This window comes from Streptomyces sp. NPDC004752 (assembly GCF_053601275.1).
Genome location: NZ_JBSGBN010000021.1, coordinates 25,551 through 44,731, shown reverse-complemented (window position 1 = coordinate 44,731; position 19,181 = coordinate 25,551). Strand labels below are relative to the sequence as shown.

At 71.5% G+C, this 19,181-nt stretch carries 17 protein-coding genes and 1 pseudogene; 11 read left to right on the top strand and 7 right to left on the bottom strand.

Annotated elements, in window-relative coordinates; genetic code table 11:
- The first annotated feature begins 797 nt into the window (after positions 1–797).
- The 5 genes from ACWEKM_RS11690 to ACWEKM_RS11670 all read left to right on the top strand — a co-directional run bounded on the left by ACWEKM_RS11690 (position 798) and on the right by ACWEKM_RS11670 (position 4,494).
- Entirely contained in the window at positions 798–1,853 is a 1,056-nt protein-coding gene (locus ACWEKM_RS11690; protein WP_451620988.1) for a hypothetical protein, read from the top strand.
- Positions 1,854–1,864: 11 nt separating this feature from the next.
- On the top strand, positions 1,865–2,605 hold the full coding sequence (locus ACWEKM_RS11685; protein WP_451620987.1) for an LON peptidase substrate-binding domain-containing protein: 741 nt from the start codon (positions 1,865–1,867) through the stop codon (positions 2,603–2,605).
- A gap of 13 nt (positions 2,606–2,618) precedes the next feature.
- The gene (ybaK, locus tag ACWEKM_RS11680) at positions 2,619–3,122 is read left to right on the top strand and encodes a Cys-tRNA(Pro) deacylase (protein WP_451620986.1); all 504 of its coding nucleotides are present in this window, start codon (positions 2,619–2,621) and stop codon (positions 3,120–3,122) included.
- A 377-nt stretch (positions 3,123–3,499) separates the two neighbouring features.
- Positions 3,500–4,153, top strand: a complete 654-nt coding sequence (locus ACWEKM_RS11675; RefSeq protein WP_451620985.1) for a DUF6232 family protein — start codon at positions 3,500–3,502, stop codon at positions 4,151–4,153.
- Positions 4,150–4,494 (top strand): hypothetical protein, encoded by a 345-nt coding sequence (locus ACWEKM_RS11670; RefSeq protein WP_451620984.1) that lies wholly within the window; start codon positions 4,150–4,152, stop codon positions 4,492–4,494. Before ACWEKM_RS11675 ends, ACWEKM_RS11670 begins: the two co-directional genes overlap by 4 nt.
- 240 nt (positions 4,495–4,734) lie before the next feature.
- On the opposite strand, the gene ACWEKM_RS11665 is transcribed toward ACWEKM_RS11670, so the two are convergent.
- The 4 genes from ACWEKM_RS11665 to ACWEKM_RS11650 all read right to left on the bottom strand — a co-directional run bounded on the left by ACWEKM_RS11665 (position 4,735) and on the right by ACWEKM_RS11650 (position 8,695).
- On the bottom strand, positions 4,735–5,397 hold the full coding sequence (locus tag ACWEKM_RS11665) for an AAA family ATPase (RefSeq protein WP_451620983.1): 663 nt from the start codon (positions 5,395–5,397) through the stop codon (positions 4,735–4,737).
- 34 nt (positions 5,398–5,431) lie between these two features.
- The gene (locus tag ACWEKM_RS11660) at positions 5,432–6,253 is read right to left on the bottom strand and encodes an ABC transporter permease (RefSeq protein WP_451620982.1); all 822 of its coding nucleotides are present in this window, start codon (positions 6,251–6,253) and stop codon (positions 5,432–5,434) included.
- Positions 6,254–6,395: 142 nt separating this feature from the next.
- Positions 6,396–7,370, bottom strand: a complete 975-nt coding sequence (locus ACWEKM_RS11655; RefSeq protein WP_451621026.1) for an ABC transporter ATP-binding protein — start codon at positions 7,368–7,370, stop codon at positions 6,396–6,398.
- A gap of 56 nt (positions 7,371–7,426) precedes the next feature.
- The gene (locus tag ACWEKM_RS11650; RefSeq protein WP_451620981.1) at positions 7,427–8,695 is read right to left on the bottom strand and encodes an NYN domain-containing protein; all 1,269 of its coding nucleotides are present in this window, start codon (positions 8,693–8,695) and stop codon (positions 7,427–7,429) included.
- 236 nt (positions 8,696–8,931) lie between these two features.
- Here ACWEKM_RS11650 and ACWEKM_RS11645 point away from each other — a divergent pair, with 236 nt between their 5' ends.
- Positions 8,932–9,111 carry a hypothetical protein gene (locus ACWEKM_RS11645; RefSeq protein ID WP_451620980.1) on the top strand — a complete coding sequence of 60 codons (180 nt, stop codon included), beginning with the start codon at positions 8,932–8,934 and terminating at the stop codon, positions 9,109–9,111.
- Positions 9,112–9,281: 170 nt separating this feature from the next.
- On the opposite strand, the gene dnaE is transcribed toward ACWEKM_RS11645, so the two are convergent.
- Positions 9,282–12,821: a DNA polymerase III subunit alpha gene (gene dnaE, locus ACWEKM_RS11640; RefSeq protein ID WP_451620979.1), complete on the bottom strand. Its 3,540-nt coding sequence runs from the start codon at positions 12,819–12,821 to the stop codon at positions 9,282–9,284.
- Positions 12,822–13,045: 224 nt separating this feature from the next.
- Here dnaE and ACWEKM_RS11635 point away from each other — a divergent pair, with 224 nt between their 5' ends.
- From ACWEKM_RS11635 to ACWEKM_RS11620, 4 genes and pseudogenes are all read left to right on the top strand, one after another.
- Positions 13,046–14,386: a DUF2252 domain-containing protein gene (locus tag ACWEKM_RS11635; protein ID WP_451620978.1), complete on the top strand. Its 1,341-nt coding sequence runs from the start codon at positions 13,046–13,048 to the stop codon at positions 14,384–14,386.
- A 66-nt stretch (positions 14,387–14,452) separates the two neighbouring features.
- Entirely contained in the window at positions 14,453–15,220 is a 768-nt protein-coding gene (locus tag ACWEKM_RS11630; protein WP_451620977.1) for a hypothetical protein, read from the top strand.
- Positions 15,221–15,327: 107 nt separating this feature from the next.
- The gene (locus ACWEKM_RS11625) at positions 15,328–16,170 is read left to right on the top strand and encodes a thioredoxin domain-containing protein (protein ID WP_451620976.1); all 843 of its coding nucleotides are present in this window, start codon (positions 15,328–15,330) and stop codon (positions 16,168–16,170) included.
- Positions 16,171–16,188: 18 nt separating this feature from the next.
- Positions 16,189–16,611, top strand: a pseudogene (locus tag ACWEKM_RS11620) (alkaline phosphatase D family protein); the annotation flags it as partial.
- 7 nt (positions 16,612–16,618) lie between these two features.
- On the opposite strand, the gene ACWEKM_RS11615 reads toward ACWEKM_RS11620, so the two are convergent.
- Positions 16,619–17,188, bottom strand: coding sequence for a dienelactone hydrolase family protein (locus ACWEKM_RS11615; RefSeq protein ID WP_451620975.1), 570 nt, complete (start codon positions 17,186–17,188; stop codon positions 16,619–16,621).
- A 102-nt stretch (positions 17,189–17,290) separates the two neighbouring features.
- On the opposite strand from ACWEKM_RS11615, the gene ACWEKM_RS11610 reads away from it, so the two are divergent.
- Complete coding sequence (locus ACWEKM_RS11610) at positions 17,291–18,397, top strand: mechanosensitive ion channel family protein (RefSeq protein WP_451620974.1); 1,107 nt, start codon at positions 17,291–17,293, stop codon at positions 18,395–18,397.
- 30 nt (positions 18,398–18,427) lie between these two features.
- On the opposite strand, the gene ACWEKM_RS11605 is transcribed toward ACWEKM_RS11610, so the two are convergent.
- Entirely contained in the window at positions 18,428–19,168 is a 741-nt protein-coding gene (locus ACWEKM_RS11605; protein WP_451620973.1) for an SDR family NAD(P)-dependent oxidoreductase, read from the bottom strand.
- Positions 19,169–19,181: the final 13 nt, after the last annotated feature.

The following is a 19,181-nucleotide window of genomic DNA, read 5'->3' as shown; positions in this document are numbered from 1 at the left end:
CCGAGTACGTCCCACAACGTCCCGCACGAGGGCGGCCCTCCCTCTCGCAATGCACGGCACCGGACGCCACGGGTCGATCCGGCACAAATGATTCAGCTGATTCAGCCTGATCCTGCGAGGACTCCCGGGCGTTCACGACTCCGCGCCCGGGAGGAACCGCATCTCTCGGTCCGGGAGCGCGCAGCAGTCCGGACAGTCTCCCCTTCGCCTCCGCCCGCGAGCCTGCGAGGCACGAACCGGCTCACCGGGGGTACGGCTCAGACGGCGTTGACCGGGCGGATGACCGGGCGGATGACCGGGCGGATGACCGGGCGCGCATGTCGCCGGGCCTGCCCCGGCGTGGGGCCCCTGTCAACGGTCCCGCGCCACCCCAGGGCCGCCCGAGATCCCGCTGAGCTCGCGCCGCCCTGCCCCGCGTCTCGCACCCGCGTCTCGCGGCGCGTTCGGGGACGCCCAGTGCAGGAAGGGCCCCTCGGCCGGGAGGTACACGGCTCCGGACGTCTCGGGCCGGTCCGGCGCGATGCCTCGGACAGACCTGGGCCCCGCGATGCCCAGGACCGATCCGGGCCCCGGGCGCCACCCGGCCACCCGGTCCTCCGGAAGCGCCGTCGCCCAGCGGCCGACGCCCAGGCGTCGCGGGGCGGCCGTCGGGCGCGTGTTGTCGGGGTGCACGTCCGTCCTGTCGGGGTGTACGCCAGTACCGAATCACCACCTTTTACTCTCACTTGACCAGGGCGCGTACAACTTTCCGCGGGTTGCGTGAACCCTGTGGCGCCGCCGCGACCTGCGGACTTTCAATGGTCGACACCATGGCTCTGCTGCGCGCGCTGCTCCGTTTCGCACGGAGGTCCCGATCCGCCTCGCGCCACGGCGACACACCGCCCGCCGACGACGAGGTGCTGCTCGACGCGCCCGACGAGCGGCTGGCCCCCGCGCTGATAGCGGCCGGCCGGGGCGAGTACGAGCCCGCGGCGAAGCTGCTCGCCACCACCCGCGAGGCGGCCGAGTGGGAGGACCGCGACCGGTACGCGCGGCGCCTGGCCGCCTTCGCCCGCTCCCGCCCCGAGTGGGCCGAGGAGTGGCACGCGAACGCCCCAGACGACCCGGACGCCCTGCTGCTGCGCGCCCAGCTCGCGGTGGACCGGTGCTGGGCCTCCCCCGCGCGGGCCGAGCTACTCGGCGCGGTGGGCCCGCTCGTCGTCGCCACCACCGAGGCCGATCCGCACGACCCGGTGCCCTGGCGGATCGCGCTGGACCACGCGCGCGGCACCCGTGCCGGCCACACCGGTTTCGAGCGCCTGTGGACGGAGGCGGTCCGCCGCTCCCCGCACCACTACGGCTGCCATGTGGCCGCCCTCCGCTACCTCGCCGCCACCTGGCACGGCTCCCACGGGGAGTGCCTCGACTTCGCCGAGTCGGCCGCCCAGGACGCGCCGCCCGGTGCGCTCGTCCAGGCGCTCCCGGCCCACGCGGCCCTCACCTGCCTCGGCCCGGGCGCCGGGGTGCCCCGGAAGCGCCTGGACGCCGCCGCCGACCGGGCGGTCGCGCTCTCCGCCCGGTACCCGGCGGCCGACCCGTGGCCGGCCGAGGTGCGCAACCTCCTGGCGTACGTCCTGGTGTGCCTCGACCGCGGTCCGGACGCCCTGGATCAGTTCCGGCTGATCGGCCCGTACGCCACGTCCTTCCCCTGGGACCGGGTGTCGGACGACCCGCTCGGGTTGTTCCTGCGGCTGCGCGAGGAGCCTTCGGCGGCGGTCGGGCGGCCCGCCCGGGCCCTTCCGGACGGCCCCGGAGCGGGTCCCGGACGGCCACGGAGTGAGCACGGCGGGCATGCCGACGCCGGTGACCATTAGGCTGTGACGCCGTGACCACCGTCCGTCTCCCCCTCTTCCCGCTGAACTCGGTGCTGTTCCCGGGGCTGGTGCTCCCTCTGAACATCTTCGAGGAGCGCTATCGCGCCATGATGCGCGAGCTGCTGAAGACCCCCGAGGACGAGCCGCGCCGGTTCGCCGTCGTGACGATCCGCGACGGCCACGAGGTGGCGCCGAGCGCACCGGGCATGCCGGACCCCACGGCGCTGCCCGAGCGCGGCCCGGCCGCCGGCTTCGGCGCCGACCCGGTCCGGGCCTTCCACGGCGTGGGCTGTGTGGCGGACGCCGCGACGATCAGGGAGCGCTCGGGCGGCACATTCGAAGTGCTGGCGACCGGGACGAGGCGGGTGCGGCTGCTGTCGGTGGACGCGTCGGGCCCGTTCCTGACCGCCGAGCTGGAGGAGCTGGCGGAGGAGCCGGGCGACGGTGCGGGCGCCCTGGCGGAGGGGGTGCTGCGCGCGTTCCGGCAGTACCAGAAGCGGCTGGCGGGGGCCCGGGAGCGGTCCCTGTCGACGGGCTCCGACCTCCCCGACGAGCCGTCGGTGGTCTCCTATCTCGTGGCGGCGGCGATGATGCTGGACACCCCGACGAAGCAGCGCCTGCTCCAGGCCCCGGACACCGCCTCCCGACTGCGGGACGAGCTGAAACTCCTTCGCTCGGAGACGGCCATCATCCGTAATCTGCCGTCCCTGCCGGCGTCGGAGCTGACCCGCGGCCCGACCAGTCTGAACTGAGACCGGGAACCCGATGACGAAGAAGTCGAAGAAGAAGCAGCAGCAGGGCGGCACCCCGGCCATGGTGGCGCTCACCGCCGCGGGCGTGGGCTACACGGTCCACTCCTATGAGCACGACCCGGCCCATCCCTCCTACGGCGAGGAGGCGGCCGAGGCGATGGGCGTCTCCCCCGACCGCGTCTTCAAGACGCTGGTGGCGGACGTCGACGGCGCGCTGACCGTGGCGGTTGTCCCGGTCGCGGGCTCCCTCGACCTCAAGGCCCTGGCGTCGGCGGTGGGCGGCAAGCGTGCGGCGCTGGCCGACCCGGCCCTGGCCGAACGCACCACGGGCTACGTCCGTGGCGGCATCTCCCCGCTCGGCCAGCGCAAGAGGCTCCGCACCGTCCTCGACGAGTCGGCGTCGGCCCACGCCACGATCTGTGTCTCGGCGGGCCGCCGCGGCCTGGAGGTCGAGCTGTCCCCCGACGACCTGGCCGCGCTCACCGGCGCCGTCCGCGCGCCCATCGGGCGTGCCTGACCCCTCGACGGCCGGCGTCTCCTCGGTTGAACAGAGGGGACATGTCGAAGAAGACCCGGAAACGCACATGGCGCATCAGAAAGGGCAGCGCGAACCAGGGGAGGCGACCGGCGTAGCGAGCACACGCGGGACGCCGTCCGAACCCGCCCGGCGACAAGCACCGGACCGCGCCACGGCACGCAAGCCAACCCGCCGACCCGGCGGACGGCAGACGGCAGACGGCAGACGGCAGACGGCAGACGGCAGACGGCAGACGGCAGCGAGGCAACCGCTGGCGTCCAGTATTGGCCGTTTCTCGTCTGTCGCGCGGAGCCGGGCTGATGCTTAATGGGGCTCCCGCGAGACGCGGGGTGAGCGATGAGTTCACGGGGGAGCACATGGACACCACGGGGCACTTCGGGCCGCCGCCGGCACGGATGCCGTCGGCCGGACCACCACCCGCGCCGCCGTCCTCACCGCCGCCCGGACCGCCGCCCTCACCACCGCCGCAGCCGCCAGCCGAGTCGCCGCCGCCGTTCCCGCCGCTGCCGCGCCCGGGAGGCATCCTGGAGGTCTCGGTCAGCCGCCGGATGCTGTGGGTGGGCTCGGCGGCCTTCCCGCTGCACAACCTCACCCGGGTCGAGGCGTTCAAGCTCAAGCCCCGCCGGGGGGCGACCTTGGTCCGCTTCCTGACGTGGCTGGCGGTCGCCGCCGTCGCTTATGCGGCGCTCAACGTGAAGAACGGCAGCGACGCGAGCATCGGGGAGAGCGGGAGTCCGCTGTTCCTCGCCGTCGTGATCGGTCTGGCCGTCTACTTCGTCATCAAGCTGTTCGAACCGGCGAAGCCGATCCTGGCCGTGGAGACGGCCGGCGGCTCCTTGGCGGTCGTGACCCTGCCGAGCGTGGATGAGCTGCGGGTGATCGCCGGGCAGATCGTCTACGCGATCGACCATCCGGAGGCCGAGTTCACGGCGTACGTCCACCAGTTGAACAACTACAACGGCCCCGTCTTCCACCAGAACGGCGGGATGAACACGGGGATCAAGCTGTGACCGAACCGACGCACCACACGACGTACAACGGGCCCGTCTTCCACCAGACCGGCGATCAGAACATCGGCATCAACTACGGCTCCATCGGCGCCACCCAGGACCCGGAACTCCGCGCCGCGGTGGAAGAGCTGACCGCCCGGCTCCTCGACCTCGGCGCCCACCTCACCCCGGACCAGGCCCGTAGCGTCGAAGAGACTCTGCCCGTGCTCGCCCTGGATCGCACCGCCATGGCCGAGCGCGGCCTCACCCTGGCGCGGCTCGGCCAGATCGCGACCGTCGTCGGCCCGGTGGCCCAGCCCGTCGCGGACGCACTGGGGCGGTTGCTCGGACTGCTGGGCTGAGGCAGCCTAGTGCCCCGGCAGGCAGCGTTTGCCCGTTGAGGAGCGGCGTCGTGGGGGTCCCCCCTGCTCGAACGGAGCCGAGAGCTTGGGGGAGCGTGCTCTCGGCGTGCCGGGTGCACGCCCTCGTACTGGACGTACTTGGGCCTGCGCCCGGTGCGGCGAGTGGGGGTGCCCCCTGCTCGAAGAGCTCGGGGGCGCGTGCCGGACACCGTGACGGGGCGAACGTTGCCTGTTGGGGCACTAGGCCGGCGGTGCCGCGTACGGGGGCTGGTCGGAGGTCTGCTGGTACGGGTCGGGGTCACGGGGGCCGAACAGTGCCGTCAGGCCGAGGTGCACCACCAGCGCGGCCACGGACCACGCGAGCAGCGCCCCCCGCGCGCCCAGCTTCAGCGGGGCCGAGAACGTCACGCCCTTGCCGGCCGCCTTCGCGTGGGCGATCACGTCCTGGGTGGGCCCGAGCCACACCCCGAGCCGCCACGCCAGCAGCGATCCGAGCAGCCCGCCGACGGCCAGCCCGACCACCAGCGGCACCCCGCCGCGCCGCCGCACCAGGAAGACGACGACCGCGCTGACCACACCGAAGGCGAGCGCCAGCAGCGTGAACGTGCCGTCCACGCCGATCGCCTGCTCCCCTTCGCTGTCCTTCAGGTAGACGACCCAGCTCTTGCCCACCCGGTCCCCGACCAGCGGCACATGAGGGGCCAGCCACCACCACAGCAGGCCGAGCAGCACCCCGCACAGCACCATCGCCACGGCGACCACGGCGGCCTCGCGCACTTCGGACTTCATTCCGGGACCGTCCTGTTCGTACCAGCGCCCCACCGCACCGTCGGGCGGCGCCTGCCATACCTGGTACGGGGACTGATCGTGCGGCGGCGGAGGCGGAGTCAGCGGTGCGGTCACCCTGACATCGTGCCAGGCCGACCTGTGCGGCGCGTCATCGGACGGCGGCCCGGCGGTACGCCCAGGTGGCCACGGTCAGCGAGATCACCCCTACCCCGGCGCACACTCCCAGGTCAGCGAGGACGAGGGCCCAGTCGGGGCGGTCCCCGAAGGTCCGCGCATAAGCCTCGACACCGTAGGTGGACGGCAGCAGATCGCGGGCCAGCCGGACGATCTCCGGCATCCGGTCCGGTGGCAGCACGCCCAGCAGCAGCGCCGCCGACATGCCCAACTGCCCGAGCAGGGTGGCCAGTTCGGGGCGGGGTGCGAGCAGTCCGCAGGCCGCGCCGAGCCCGGCGAGCGCGGCTCCGGCGAGCGGGATCACCGCGAGCAGGATCCACAGGTTCGTCAGCGGCAGCCCGAACAGCAGGCAGCCGCACACGGCGGTCACCAGGGTGCCCGGCACGGTGAAGGACGCGTACGCGGCCGCCGCGCCGAGCACTACCGCCGCGGGCGGCACCGGCAGCGTGGCGTAGTGGTCGAGCCCGCCGCTGGCCCGCAGTTGCCCGAAGTACTGGGCGAGCAGATTGAGCGCCACATAGGCGACGACCACGATCGATGCCCCGGCCACCACGGACTGGGCCTCGCCGCGGGTGTCCACCACCCCGCGCATCATGATCATGATGCCGACGGACTGGAAGGTCGCGACGAACAGCAGCGGGATCCGCGCCACCCGGGCCCGGGACAACTGCGCCCGGTAGACGGCCATCAGCGACGGCCACAGCCGCGCGCGCGGCCCGAGCCGGGCCACGCCCCCGGCCGTGTCCGCCACGGTCGGGGCGCTGTCCGGCAGAACCTTCACGGGTACGACGCTCACGTCGTGCTGCTCCTCTTCCTTGCACGGCACGGCTTCCCCACGGCGCCCGAATCCCCCACGCCGCCCGGACCGCCTTGCAGGAACCGTACGGACGAGACGGTCCCGGCGCTCACCGCGCGCGCCACGCTCCTCGCCGTCCCGGTCATGCCTTCACCAGCCCCTGCCGGGCGGCACCGCCCAGCGCCAGGTACACGTCCTCCAGGCTGGGCGTGGTGAGCGTGAAGTCGTCCAGGGCGGCGAACGCGGCCCCGCCGGTCACCGTGGCGACGACCGCCCGCGCTTCGTCGGGCGCGAGCCGCAGCGTCCAGCGGCGGCCGGATTGCACGGCCTGCTCCCGCAGCACGGCGATCTCGGGCACCTCCAGCGGCGCCCGCTCCCGCCACACCAGCTCGACCCGCACCTCGTCGGCCACCCGCTCCTTGAGCCCGGCGGGGGTGTCGCAGGCGATGACCCGGCCCCGGTCGAGGACGGCGACCCGGTCGAGGACCGTCTCGGCCTCGATGACGTTGTGGGTGACCAGCAGCACGGTCGTACCGTGCTCGGCGCGCCGCCGGTCGACGGCCGCCCACACCGCGCGCCGGGCCACCGGGTCCATACCGGTGGTCGGCTCGTCGAGGACGAGCAGCGGCCGCTCGCCGACCAGCGCGGCGGCGAAGCAGGCGAGCCGCCGCTGCCCGCCGGACAGCTTCTTCAGGGCCCGCCCGGCGATCGGCGCGAGCCCCAGCTCGTCCAGTACGGCGTCCCGCTCGGCGCGGGCCTGCCGCACATCGAGGCCGCGCAGCCGCCCGGTGGTCTCGGCAGCGAGGGACACGGTCAGCTCGTCCAGGGCGGTGGACTCCTGGCCGAGGTAGGCGAGGATGCGGGCGGCCCGCTCGGGGTGGCGCACGATGTCGTGGCCGAGGATCTCGACGCTGCCGCCGTCCGGTCTGAGCAACCCGGTCATCTGCCGCACCAGGGTGGACTTGCCGGCCCCGTTCGGCCCGAGCAGTCCGAAGATCTCGCCGCGCCGTACGTCCAGCTCCACCCCGTCGGTGGCCCGCACCTCGGGCGTCCCCGCCGCGCCGCGCCGTCCGCGCACCGCGGGATAGGTCTTGGTCAGTCCGCGCACCGCGCACACGACATCATCCCGGTGCCGAAGTGCCTGTGCCGTGCGCGTCATCACAAGGGACGAGCCTACGGGGTGCGCGGCCCCCGTTCTCCGTTGGGGGCCGTCGGCTCGGCCCGCTCCCCGCCCAGGGCGTGCTCGGCGGCGGTCCGGACGTCGATCTCCCGCCAGAACCCCGCCCGGATGGCGTAACGGTCGTGCTCGTCGATCTGGTCGTCCTTGTGGGCGAGGAGCCCGAAGCGGGCCGCGTATCTGAGCAGCTCGCCGTCGATGCGGTGCGGAACCCGGGGGTACATGCCGGACAGCTTCTGCAGCTGGCCCTGGTCGCCGAGGCGGGACATCCAGCGCCCGGCGAAGACCTGTCCGACCTCGTAGGGGTCGCCGCCGACCGTCGTGATGTCCTCCTCCCGGTCGGCCCAGCGCTGCTCGGCCGTGGTCAGCTGCGCCAGCGTCGGCATGGAGGCGGCGTCGGGGGACTCGGCCGGGACACCGGGCCGGTCCACCCAGCCCTTGTCGGAGGACCAGCGCAGGGTCGCGGTCGCGGGGTGCTGGACGGGCTGGGCGCCGGGGGCGCGCAGCCCGGCGAGGTCCTTGGGGGTGGGTACGCCCTTGGGCGCGGGCACCGGCTCCGGCGCGCCGTCCGACGCCGTCCCGGCCGCCGGGGCGCGCTCGGCGTCCTCGGCGGCGGGCGGTGCGGCGGGGGTGAGCGCGGACTCGGGCAGCGGTGCGGAGAGGATCGCGGCGATCTCGGGCCGGGGCGCGGGCGGCGGCGCGCAGATGCCGGTGAGTTCCTTGGCGCGTACGGCCTTGGTGATCCATGTACGGTCCAGGACGCGCCGCTCGTCGGCCTCCGCGACCAGGTCCTCGGACTGGTTGTAGTCGCCGTCGGCGGCCTGTACGGCCCAGAGGTGTACGGCGACGCCGTGCTCCTTGGCGGCCATCATGCCCGGCAGCAGGTCGCCGTCGCCGGTGACCAGGACGACGTCCGAGCAGGCGCGGTTGCGGGCCAGCTCGGTCAGCTCGGCGTGCATGGCCGCGTCCACGCCCTTCTGCGCCCAGCGTCCGTCGCTTCGGGTCAGGGCGCCGAGCCGGACGGTGACGCGGGGCATCACACGCAGTCGGCGGTGTTCCGGCTGCGGGACCCGGTCGGGGGCGCCGTCGAACCAGTAGATGCGGAGTAACGGCCGTTCCGTGTCGACCTGGGCGCGTTCACGCAGCGCCTGGATGAGCGCGGCGTGGTCGACGGTGATACGGGAGCGGGAGGGCTCACCGGCGAGGAGGCTGGCGGCGGCCCCCAGCAGGTACCCGGCGTCCACCAGGACGACGCAGCGGTCCACGCGACTCACCCTCTTCCCGGGAGGTTTGCTTCGGGCTTGCTTCAGGCTGTGCTTCGAGTCTGCCCGACCACGCGGGGGTTAACGGCCCGAACTCGATCTTCGGCGTGGCGTATCCGGGTCGCAGGCCCTGACCTGCCCTGTCACACACGGTAATTATCCGACATGCGCCCGCTGTCGGCCTATGTGAATCTGATGGCGGCCCTGGCCCCTAGATCCCCCTCAGGAGGCAGATCACCATGGCCAAGAACAAGAACCGCAAGCAGAGTGGCCCGCAGAACCGCGGCGCGCAGGCCGAGCACGCCGAGCAGCAGTCGCCGCGGACGGCGACGGAGTCCCACGAGGCTCCGATGACGCACGCCGAGGGCAGCCCGGCGGATGCGGCCCGTAAGCAGAAGAAGAGCTTCGGCCACAACTGAGGCCCGCCGGTTCGGACTCGCACGGTTCGACGGGACCGTTGAGGCCCAGGCGCGGGACCGTTGAGGCCCAGGCGCACGAGGGGCGCACCCTGCGCGGGTGCGCCCCTCTTCGGCTGGTGGGGGCCGCCGGGCCCGGTGCGGGACGCCGAAGCGGCCCGCGCGGCAGCATGTCAGCCGGCCAGGCAGGACGGGCCGAGCAGCACCTTCAAGTCGCCGAAGAGCGCCGGATCCGGCTTCACCCGGTGCCGGTCCAGGCGCAGCACCGTCGTCGTGCGCGGGCCCTGGAGCTTGATCCGGACCTCGCTGTCGCCCCTGTGGTGGCTGAGGATCTCGCCGAGGCGGCTGACCATCGGCGGGGTCACCTTGAGCGCCGGGATGGTGAGCACCACGGGCGCGTTGGTGCCCGCGTTGGACAGGTCCGGGACCATCAGCTCCATCGCGACGAGCCGCGGCACGTCCTCACGCTTGTCGAGCCGGCCCTTGACGAACACCACGGCGTCCTCGACGAGTTGGGTCGACACCAGCTGGTAGGTGGCCGGGAAGAACATGCACTCGATGGAGCCCGCGAGGTCCTCCACCGTGGCGATCGCCCAGGCGTTGCCCTGCTTGGTCATCTTGCGCTGCAGGCCCGAGATGATGCCGCCGATGGTGACGACGGCGCCGTCCGCGTGCTCGCCTCCGGTGAGCTGGGCGATACCGGCGTCGGCCTTGTCGGACAGGACGTGTTCCAGACCGAAGAGCGGGTGGTCGGAGACGTACAGGCCGAGCATCTCCCGCTCCTGGGCGAGCAGATAGGTCTTCTCCCACTCCTCGGTGGTGAACTCCACGTCGAGTCCGAAGCCGGGCTCGCTGCCGGTGTCCTCGCCCATCCCGCCGAACAGGTCGAACTGGCCCTCGGCCTCCTTGCGCTTGACCGCGACCACATTGTCGATCATCGGCTCGTACTGCGCGGTGAGGCCCTTGCGGGTGTGGCCCATGGTGTCGAAGGCGCCCGCCTTGATGAGCGATTCCGTGGTGCGCTTGTTGCACGCGACCGCGTCGACCTTGTCGAGGTAGTCGGGGAAGGAGGCGTACTTCCCCTTGGCCTTGCGGCACTTGATGATCGACTCAACCACGTTCGTGCCGACGTTGCGCACCGCCTCCAGGCCGAACAGGATCACGTCGTCGCCCTGCGCGGCGAAGTTGTGCACCGACTCGTTGACGTTCGGCGGGAGCACCTTGATGCCCATGCGGCGGCACTCGTTGAGGTAGATCGCCGACTTGTCCTTGTCGTCCTTGACGGAGGTCAGCAGCGCGGCCATGTACTCGGCCGGGTAGTTCGCCTTGAGGTACGCGGTCCAGTACGACACCAGTCCGTACGCGGCCGAGTGCGCCTTGTTGAACGCGTAGCCGGCGAACGGGACCAGCACGTCCCACAGGGCCTGGATGGCCTCGTCGCTGAACTCGTTCTTGCGGGCGCCGGCCTGGAAGATGGTGAAGTTCTTCGCCAGTTCCTCGGGCTTCTTCTTGCCCATGACACGACGGAGGATGTCGGCCTCGCCGAGCGAGTAGCCCGCGATGATCTGGGCGGCCTTCTGCACCTGCTCCTGGTAGACGATCAGGCCGTAGGTGACGTCCAGGACCTCCTTGAGCGGCTCCTCCAACTCCGGGTGGATCGGGGTGATCTCCTGCTGGCCGTTCTTGCGCAGCGCGTAGTTGGTGTGCGAGTTCATGCCCATCGGGCCCGGCCGGTACAGGGCGGACACGGCGGAGATGTCTTCGAAGTTGTCCGGCTTCATCAGGCGCAGCAGCGAGCGCATCGGGCCGCCGTCGAACTGGAAGACGCCGAGGGTGTCGCCGCGCTGGAGCAGGTCGAAGGTCGTCGGGTCGTCGAGCGGGAGGCCGAGGAGGTCGGTGTCGACGCCCTTGTTGGCCTTCACCATCTTGACGGCGTCGTCCATGATCGTGAGGTTGCGCAGGCCCAGGAAGTCCATCTTCAGCAGGCCGAGCGACTCACAGCTCGGGTAGTCCCACTGCGTGATGGTCACGCCGTCCGTGTGCCGCACCCACACCGGGACATGCTCGGTAATGGTCTCGCTGGACATGATGACACCGGCGGCGTGCACGCCCATCTGCCGTACCAGGCCCTCCACACCGCGCGCGGTGTCGATGACCTTCTTCACGTCCGGCTCGTTCTCGTACATCCCGCGGACCTCGCCCGCCTCCGAGTAGCGGGGGTGGCCGGAGTCGGTGATGCCGGACAGCGGGATGCCCTTGCCGAGGACGTCGGCGGGCATGGCCTTGGTGATCCGGTCGCCCATCGCGTACGGGTAGCCGAGCACGCGCGCGGAGTCCTTGATCGCGTTCTTGGCCTTGATGGTGCCGTAGGTACCGATCATGGCGACCTTGTCGGCGCCGTATTTATCCGTCACATACCTGATCACCTCGACGCGCCGACGCTCGTCGAAGTCGATGTCGACGTCGGGCATCGAGATGCGCTCGGGGTTGAGGAACCGCTCGAAGATCAGGCCGTGCGGGATCGGGTCGAGGTCGGTGATGCCGAGGGCGTACGCGACGATGGAGCCGGCCGCCGAGCCGCGGCCGGGGCCGACCGCGATGCCGTTGTTCTTGGCCCACATGATGAAGTCGGCGACCACGAGGAAGTAACCCGGGAACCCCATCTGGATGATGACGTCCATCTCGTACTCGGCCTGCCTCTGGCGGTCGTCGGGGACGCCGCCCGGGAAGCGGCGCGCCATGCCACGACGGACCTCCTCCTGGAACCAGGTGACCTCGGTGAAGCCCTCGGGGATGTCGAACTTGGGCATGAGGTCGCGCTTCTCGAACATGCCCGTGGTGTCGACCTGCTCGGCCACCAGGAGCGTGTTGCGGCAGCCCTCCTGCCAGGCGTCCGAGGAGTCGATGGCGTACATCTCGTCCGTGGACTTCAGGTAGTAGCCGGTGCCGTCGAACTTGAAGCGGTCGGGGTCGGAGAGGTTCTTGCCGGTCTGGATGCACAGCAGGGCGTCGTGGGCGGTCGCCTCGTGCGCGTATGTGTAGTGCGAGTCGTTGGTGACCAGCGGGGGGATGCCGAGCTTCTTGCCGATCTCCAGGAGGCCGTCGCGGACCCGGCGCTCGATGTCGATCCCGTGGTCCATCAGCTCCAGGAAGTAGCGGTCCTTGCCGAAGATGTCCTGGTACTCGGCGGCCGACTTCAGTGCCTCGTCGTAGTGGCCGAGGCGCAGTCGGGTCTGGAGCTCGCCGGACGGGCAGCCGGTGGAGGCGATCAGGCCCTCCGACCACTGGGCGATGGTCTCCTTGTCCATCCGGGGCCACTTCTGCAGCCAGCCCTCGGCGTACGCGTCCGAGGAGAGCCGGAAGAGGTTGTGCAGGCCCGTCCTGTTCGCCGCCCAGATCGTCTTGTGGGTATAACCGCCGGAGCCGGAGACGTCGTCCCGCTTCTGGTGCGGCTGGCCCCACTGGATCTTGCGCTTGTTGCGCCGGGACTCCGGGGCGACGTACGCCTCGATGCCGATGATCGGGGTGACCCCGGCCTTCTTCGCGGTGTGGAAGAAGTCGTACGCCCCGTGGAGGTTGCCGTGGTCGGACATGGCGATGTGGGTCATGCCCATCTCGTTGCAGGCGTTGAACATGTCCTTGAGCCGCGCGGCACCGTCCAGCAGCGAGTACTGGGTGTGGACGTGCAGGTGCGTGAAGGGCGGCTTCGACACGGTTTCGGCCTCCAAAGGAAACAATCGTCGACGATCTTCCGATCGGCTGCGGACGGTCCGGGGGGACAGCGTCGAAGTCTATGCCTCGGCACTGACACTCGGCGGGGTCCCCCGCGTACCTTCATGCCGAGAGCACGGGCACTCCCCCGGCCCGTCGCACGTTGCCGGGTGGGGGAAGATCCACCCCCATGTCACGCACCATCCGCACCAGGAGGCACCCAGCGATGTCGGTCCCCCAGCTCAACGACGAGCAGCGCGGCGAGGAGATCCTCGCCGTCTTCGACACCGCCTTCGGCGAGCTGCTGGCCGCCGACCCGGCCGCGTTCCGCGTGAAGTTCCGGAAGATGGCGTCCTCGGCGTTCGCGTTCTATCGGGGCACGGCGTGCCTCTTCTACCACGACCTCGACGCCGAGCGGGGCGCCGGACGGATACTCGGCGGACCGTACCTGGACGAGCGCACCTCGCGCGTGTGGATCCACGGCGACCTGCACGCCGAGAACTTCGGCACCTACATGGACTCCAACGGCCGCCTGGTCTTCAACGTCAACGATTTCGACGAGGCGTACGTCGGCCCCTTCACCTGGGACCTGAAGCGCTTCTCCGCCTCCATCGCCCTCATCGGGTACGCGAAGGCGCTGAGCGACGCGCAGATCACCGAACTGGTCACCGTCTACGCGACCGCCTACCGCGAGCGCGTCCACGCCCTGGCCACCGGCGCCAAGCGCGACGAGGTGCCGCCCTTCACGCTGGACACCGCGCGGGGTCCGCTGCTCGACGCCCTGCGTGACGCGCGCTCGCTGACCCGTTTCGGACTGCTGGACTCGATGACCGAGATCCGCGACTTCGAGCGCCGTTTCGCGCCCGGCGGCGGTTCCATCGAGCTGGACGCGGCCACCCGCTACAAGGTGCTCGCCGCCTTCGACGGCTATCTGGAGACGCTGCCGGAGTCGTCCCTGGAGCGCCCGGACTCCTACCGTGTGAAGGACGTCGTGGGGCGGCGCGGCATCGGCATCGGCTCGGCCGGGCTGCCGTCGTACAACATTCTCCTGGAGGGCAACAGCGACGCCCTGGAGAACGACGTCGTGATCTACATCAAGCAGGCCCAGACCCCGGCCGTCTCCCGGCATGTCACGGACCCGGCGATCCGCGACTACTTCCAGCACGAGGGCCACCGCACGGTGATCTCCCAGCGTGCCCTGCAGGCGCACGCCGACCCGTGGCTGGGCTGGACCGAGCTGGACGGCGCGGGCCAGCTGGTCGCCGAGGTCTCGCCGTACGCCGTGGACCTGGACTGGGGCGACATCGACGACCTGGAGGAGATCGCCTCCGTCGTCGCCGACCTGGGCCGGGCCACCGCGACGATGCACGCCGCGGCGGACGACACCTCCGGCGAGTCCCTGGTGCCGTTCTCCACGGAGCGGGCCATCGACGCGGCGATCGCGGCCGACGAGGAGGGTTTCCCCGCCCTGCTGACCGACTTCGCCCACCGCTACGGCGCACGCGCGCGTGCCGACCACCAGGTCTTCGTCGACCTGTTCCGCAACGGCCGGATCCCGGGGCTGTGACCGGCGGGATCCACAGGCACCCTTTAGGGGTCTCTTACCTGAGTACGTGACAGACTCTCCACCGCTATGGACATATCCGGGACCCCGCTCAGAGCCGTGCGCGCGGCGCTGTTCACGGCCTTCGTCGTGACGCTCAGCACCGCGTCGCACGTGCTGCTGTCCCAGGTCCCGCTGCCGCTGCCGACCGTGGCCGCGGTCGCCGCCGGGGTCTTCGTCACCGCGTACGCGCTGGCGGGCCGCGAGCGCGGTTTCGGCCACATCGCGGCCCTGCTGATTCCGCTGGAGCTGGCCGCCGACACGGTGTTCACCACCGGCCAGCACGCCTGCTACGGCCGGGCCGGTGGCCCGGTCGCCGGCCCGCTGCGCGCGGTCGGGCTCGACATGCTGTGCCAGGGCGGCACCGTGGGCGCCCCGCTGGCCCAGGTGACAGGCGGCCCCGGCCGCGCCTCCGCGCTCCTCGCGCACGCCGACCCGGCCGCCGCCTGGCTGCTGCTCGCCGCGCACGTCTGTGTCGGCCTCCTGGCGGCCTGCTGGCTGCGGCGCGGCGAGCGGGCGCTGGCCCAGCTGCTGCGCGCGGTCGCGGCCACCACGTTCCGGCCGCTGCTGCTGGCGGTGGCCGCGGTGGCGGTGGTGGTGCGGCTCACCCCGGTGCGCCGGCTGCCGCGCCCCGTGCCATGGACGACCGCCGCCCGCGAGCGGCTCCTCGTGCACTCCCTGGGACGGCGTGGACCGCCGTGCTCGTGCTCTCCGGCCCCGTCGGCCTCCCCGGCCACACCGGTTTCATCGGTTTCACCGGTCTCTTTGGCCTCTTTGGCCACTCCGGCCTTCGCCTGAGCGAGGCCACCGGCCCGTCGCAGTGGGCCAGGCACAGCTGAGCACCAGAAGTCCCTCACACGTATCCCGCGTACGACATGTGCGCGTCCCACATGGAGATCACCCATATGAGCAAGCGGAACAGCCAGGCGTCGAAGACGGCGGCCCGGGAGCGGCTGCGTCAGGAGCGCGAGCGGCAGGCCAAGCGCGCCAAGGTCAAGCGGCAGGTCGTCGTGGCCTGCTCGGTGGTGGCCGTGCTCGCCGCCGCGGGCGGCATAGGCTACCTCGTCGTCCAGGCCAACAAGCCCAGCTACTGGGAGGCCCAGAAGGACGACAAGGTCGTCGCCCCGGCCAACACCACCGGCACCGACGGCACCACCGTGGTGATCGGAGAGAGCAGCGCGAAGAAGACTCTCAAGGTCTACGAGGACCCGCGCTGTCCGGTCTGCGCCCAGTTCGAGCAGACCGTCGGCTCGACCCTGAAGAAGGACATCGACGACGGCAAGTTCAAGATCCATTACATCGGCGGCACGTTCATCGACGGCGACTCGCTGGGCAAGGGCAAGGTCGGCAGCAACGGCGAGGGCTCCAAGAACGCGATGAGCGCCATGGGCGCCGCGCTGAACGTCGGCCCGGAGGCGTTCCTCGAGTACAAGACCGCGCTGTACTCGGCGAAGTGGCACCCGAAGGAGACGGACGACAAGTTCAAGAGCGACGACTACCTCATCCAGGTCGCCGACACCGTCCCCGCTCTGAAGGGCAACACCAAGTTCCGGGACGCGGTGAAGAACGGCACCTACGACGCCTGGGCGCTGGCCATGTCGAAGACCTTCGACACCAACAAGGACGGCGTGACGGGCACCCCGAGCTTCGTCATGGACGGCAAGATCCTCACCGCCGACAGCCAGGGCAACCCGCCCATGACGGTGGACGACTTCAACCGGGTGGTGGACACCGCGCTCAACGGCTGACGCCCAGCCGGATCCGGCCCCGGACGAAGAGCGGGCGAACTTCCCACGTTCGCCCGCTCTCCCGCCGACCACCGCGCCCGGCACGGCGCGTACGAGACCGACCCCGAACTGCGGGCCCTGCACCGGCAGGCGCCGGTCATCACGATCTGGGACGACCATGAGTTCGCCGACGACGCCTGGTCCGGCGGCGCCGAGAACCACACCGAGGGCGCCGTCTCGGCGATCACCGTGCCGGGCATCCGCGCGGTCGGCCGGAACGTCCGTCGGGTCGACACCGACCGCCACGGCTACGGCGTGCCGGACCTCACCGCGGTCCGCGCGCAGATGGACCGCTACGTCCTGTCCGACCGCACCGCCGTGAACGCGACCTCGTCCCATGCGCGTTCGTACCGCACCCGCAGCGGCACGCGGAAGGTCGAGCGCATCTACGACCCGGTGTAGCCGCGGACTACAGAGCGTCGAGGAAGCCGAGCGCCACCCGCCAGGTGGCCTCGGCCGCCTCCTCGTCGTAGTCCGGCAGTCCGGGGTCCGTGTACAGATGGCCGGCCCCGGCGTACCGGTAGACCTCGACGTCCGCCCCTGCCCTGCCCATCTGCAGATACCAGGCGCTCAGCCAGTCGTCCGGCTCGAACGGGTCCGGCTCGGCCACATGCAACTGGACCGGCAGGTCGTCCACCGAGACGCCCGGCGCGAGGTCCGACGTGCCGTGCAGAAGCAGCAGGCCGCGCGCCCTCTCGTCGCCGAGGGCCAGGGTCTGCGCGATGGAGGCGCCGAGCGAGAACCCGGCGTACACCAGCCCGCGGCCCGAGTAGGGCGCCGCCGCCAGCACGGCCCGCTTCAGCAGTTCGTTCTTGCCGATCTCGTCCTTGCAGGCCCTGCCCTCCTCGACCGTCTCGAACGTGCGTCCCGCGAAGAGGTCCGGCGTCCACACCTCGTGCCCGGCGGCCCGCAACCGGTCGGCCGCGGCCCGCACCGCCGGTCTGAGGCCATAGGGCGAGTGAAAGAGCATGATGTTCATGCCGCCATCGTGCCAGCCGGGTACAACAACGCCGCACGGCCGGATCCGAGCCGTCATCGATCCGCATGTTCACGGCCACCGGGGCCGGTTACTTTCTCAGGCATGGAAAACGTGCTCCGCCCCCTGATCGTGGTCGGTGGCTGTGTCGTTCTGACCCTGCTCATCGGCTGGGCCACGGACCTGCTGCTGCGCAAGGCCGACGCGCGGCACAACGAGACCCCGCTGTGGGAGCTGCTGCGACGCGGCCGGATCCCGTACCAGCTGGTGCTCTGCGCGGCCCTGCTCAGAGGCTCCTACGAGCAGGCGCGACTGTTGCCGGACCACCGGGTCACGGTCGGCCGGACGCTGACCCTGGTGCTGATCGGGTCCGCGGCCTGGCTGGTGGTGCGGATCGCGGCGGCGATCGTCGAGACCTCCTACTCCCGCTACGCCCGCGTGCACCGCGATCCGGCGCGGGTCCGCCGGGTCCGTACGCAGGTATCGCTGATCATGCGTGTGGTGGCCGCCGTGGTCGGCGTGATGGCCGTGGCGGCGATGCTGCTGACGTTCCCGGCGATGCGCGCGGCCGGGGCATCCCTGCTGGCCTCGGCAGGCATCCTCGGCATCGTCGCCGGTGTCGCCGCCCAGTCCACGCTGGCCAATCTGTTCGCGGGGCTGCAGATCGCGTTCGGTGACATGGTGCGGCTCGGCGACGTGGTGGTCGTGGACGGCGAGTGGGGCACCGTAGAGGAGATCACGCTGACTTTCCTGACCGTGCGGACCTGGGACGAGCGCCGGATCACCATGCCCGTGTCGTACTTCACCTCCAAACCGTTCGAGAACTGGTCGCGCGGCACCCCGCAGATGACCGGCATCGTCTCCTGGCACCTCGACCACTCGGCGCCGCTGGAGGCGATGCGGGAGAAACTGCGCGACATCCTGCGCGAGTGCCCGGCCTGGGACGGCCGCTCGGGCAACCTCGCGGTCACCGACGCGACACCGAACACCATCCAGGTCCGTGCTCTGGTGACCGCCAAGGACGCGGACGACGTGTGGACGGTCCGGGTCACCGTGCGCGAGCAGATGATCCGCTGGCTGTGCACGGAGCACCCGTACGCGCTGCCCCGGGTCAACACGGCGGACGCGGTGCCGCCGCCGGGCGGCGTCCCGTCCCAGGACGGCCCGGCCGCGCGGCGGGCGCACGAGCCGCCGAGGACGGGTCGCGGGTGAGCCCGTCGACCGCCTGCCGCGCCGGGTCGGTCAGTGGCCGCGCTCTGCACCTCCGTTGACCTGGATGATCTGCGATGTGATGTGCCCGGCGCCCGGCGAGGCCAGCCAGTGCAGGGTGGCCGCGACGTCCCCCGGAGTGCCGGCCCGGCCCGTGGACGTCTCGGCGATCAACCGCTCCCGTCTCACCTCCTCGATCGTCTCCCCGAAGAACTCGGTGTCCTCCACATAGCCGGGCGCGACCACGTTCACGGTGATGCCGCGTGGGCCCAACTGCCGGGCCAGATCGTGGGCGTACGGGTGCAGGGCCGCCTTCGCCGCCGCGTACGCCCCGGTTCCCGAGCCGCGGTAGGCGGCGATGGAGCTGAGGAACAGCACCCGCCCGCCGGGCTCGGCGAGTCGCTCCTTGAGCGCCTCCGTGAGGAGCACGGCGGTCAGGGTGTTGATCCGGAAGTTGACCGACCAGGTGTGCGCGACGGCGTCGAGGGGATCCTCGGCGGGCCCCTCGGGTTCCCGGCCCCCGCTGCCGCCGGCGCTGTGCACGAGTACGTCCACTGTGCCGAGTTCCTCGGCGACCAGCCGCGCCACGCCGCGCACGCCCGCCGGGTCGCCGAGGTCGACCGCGTACGTCAGCGCCCCCGGCACTCTCGCCTCCTCCAGGACCCCGCCGCGCCGCCCGAGCAGCAGCACCCGGTCCCCGTCCGCCGCGAAGACCCGGGCCGCCGCGAGCCCGATCCCCGTCCCACCACCACTGATCACAATGTTGCGAGCCATGATCCGAGAGTAC

Bases quoted from the DNA above. Each gene is read 5' to 3' on its own strand.
- ACWEKM_RS11690 (WP_451620988.1), top strand. From the start codon at position 798: ATGGTCGACACCATGGCTCTGCTGCGCGCGCTGCTCCGTTTCGCACGG.
- ybaK (WP_451620986.1), top strand. From the start codon at position 2,619: ATGACGAAGAAGTCGAAGAAGAAGCAGCAGCAGGGCGGCACCCCGGCC.
- ACWEKM_RS11675 (WP_451620985.1), top strand. From the start codon at position 3,500: ATGGACACCACGGGGCACTTCGGGCCGCCGCCGGCACGGATGCCGTCG.
- ACWEKM_RS11645 (WP_451620980.1), top strand. From the start codon at position 8,932: ATGGCCAAGAACAAGAACCGCAAGCAGAGTGGCCCGCAGAACCGCGGC.
- ACWEKM_RS11635 (WP_451620978.1), top strand. From the start codon at position 13,046: ATGTCGGTCCCCCAGCTCAACGACGAGCAGCGCGGCGAGGAGATCCTC.
- ACWEKM_RS11630 (WP_451620977.1), top strand. From the start codon at position 14,453: ATGGACATATCCGGGACCCCGCTCAGAGCCGTGCGCGCGGCGCTGTTC.
- ACWEKM_RS11625 (WP_451620976.1), top strand. From the start codon at position 15,328: ATGAGCAAGCGGAACAGCCAGGCGTCGAAGACGGCGGCCCGGGAGCGG.
- ACWEKM_RS11615 (WP_451620975.1), bottom strand. From the start codon at position 17,188: ATGAACATCATGCTCTTTCACTCGCCCTATGGCCTCAGACCGGCGGTG.
- ACWEKM_RS11610 (WP_451620974.1), top strand. From the start codon at position 17,291: ATGGAAAACGTGCTCCGCCCCCTGATCGTGGTCGGTGGCTGTGTCGTT.
- ACWEKM_RS11605 (WP_451620973.1), bottom strand. From the start codon at position 19,168: ATGGCTCGCAACATTGTGATCAGTGGTGGTGGGACGGGGATCGGGCTC.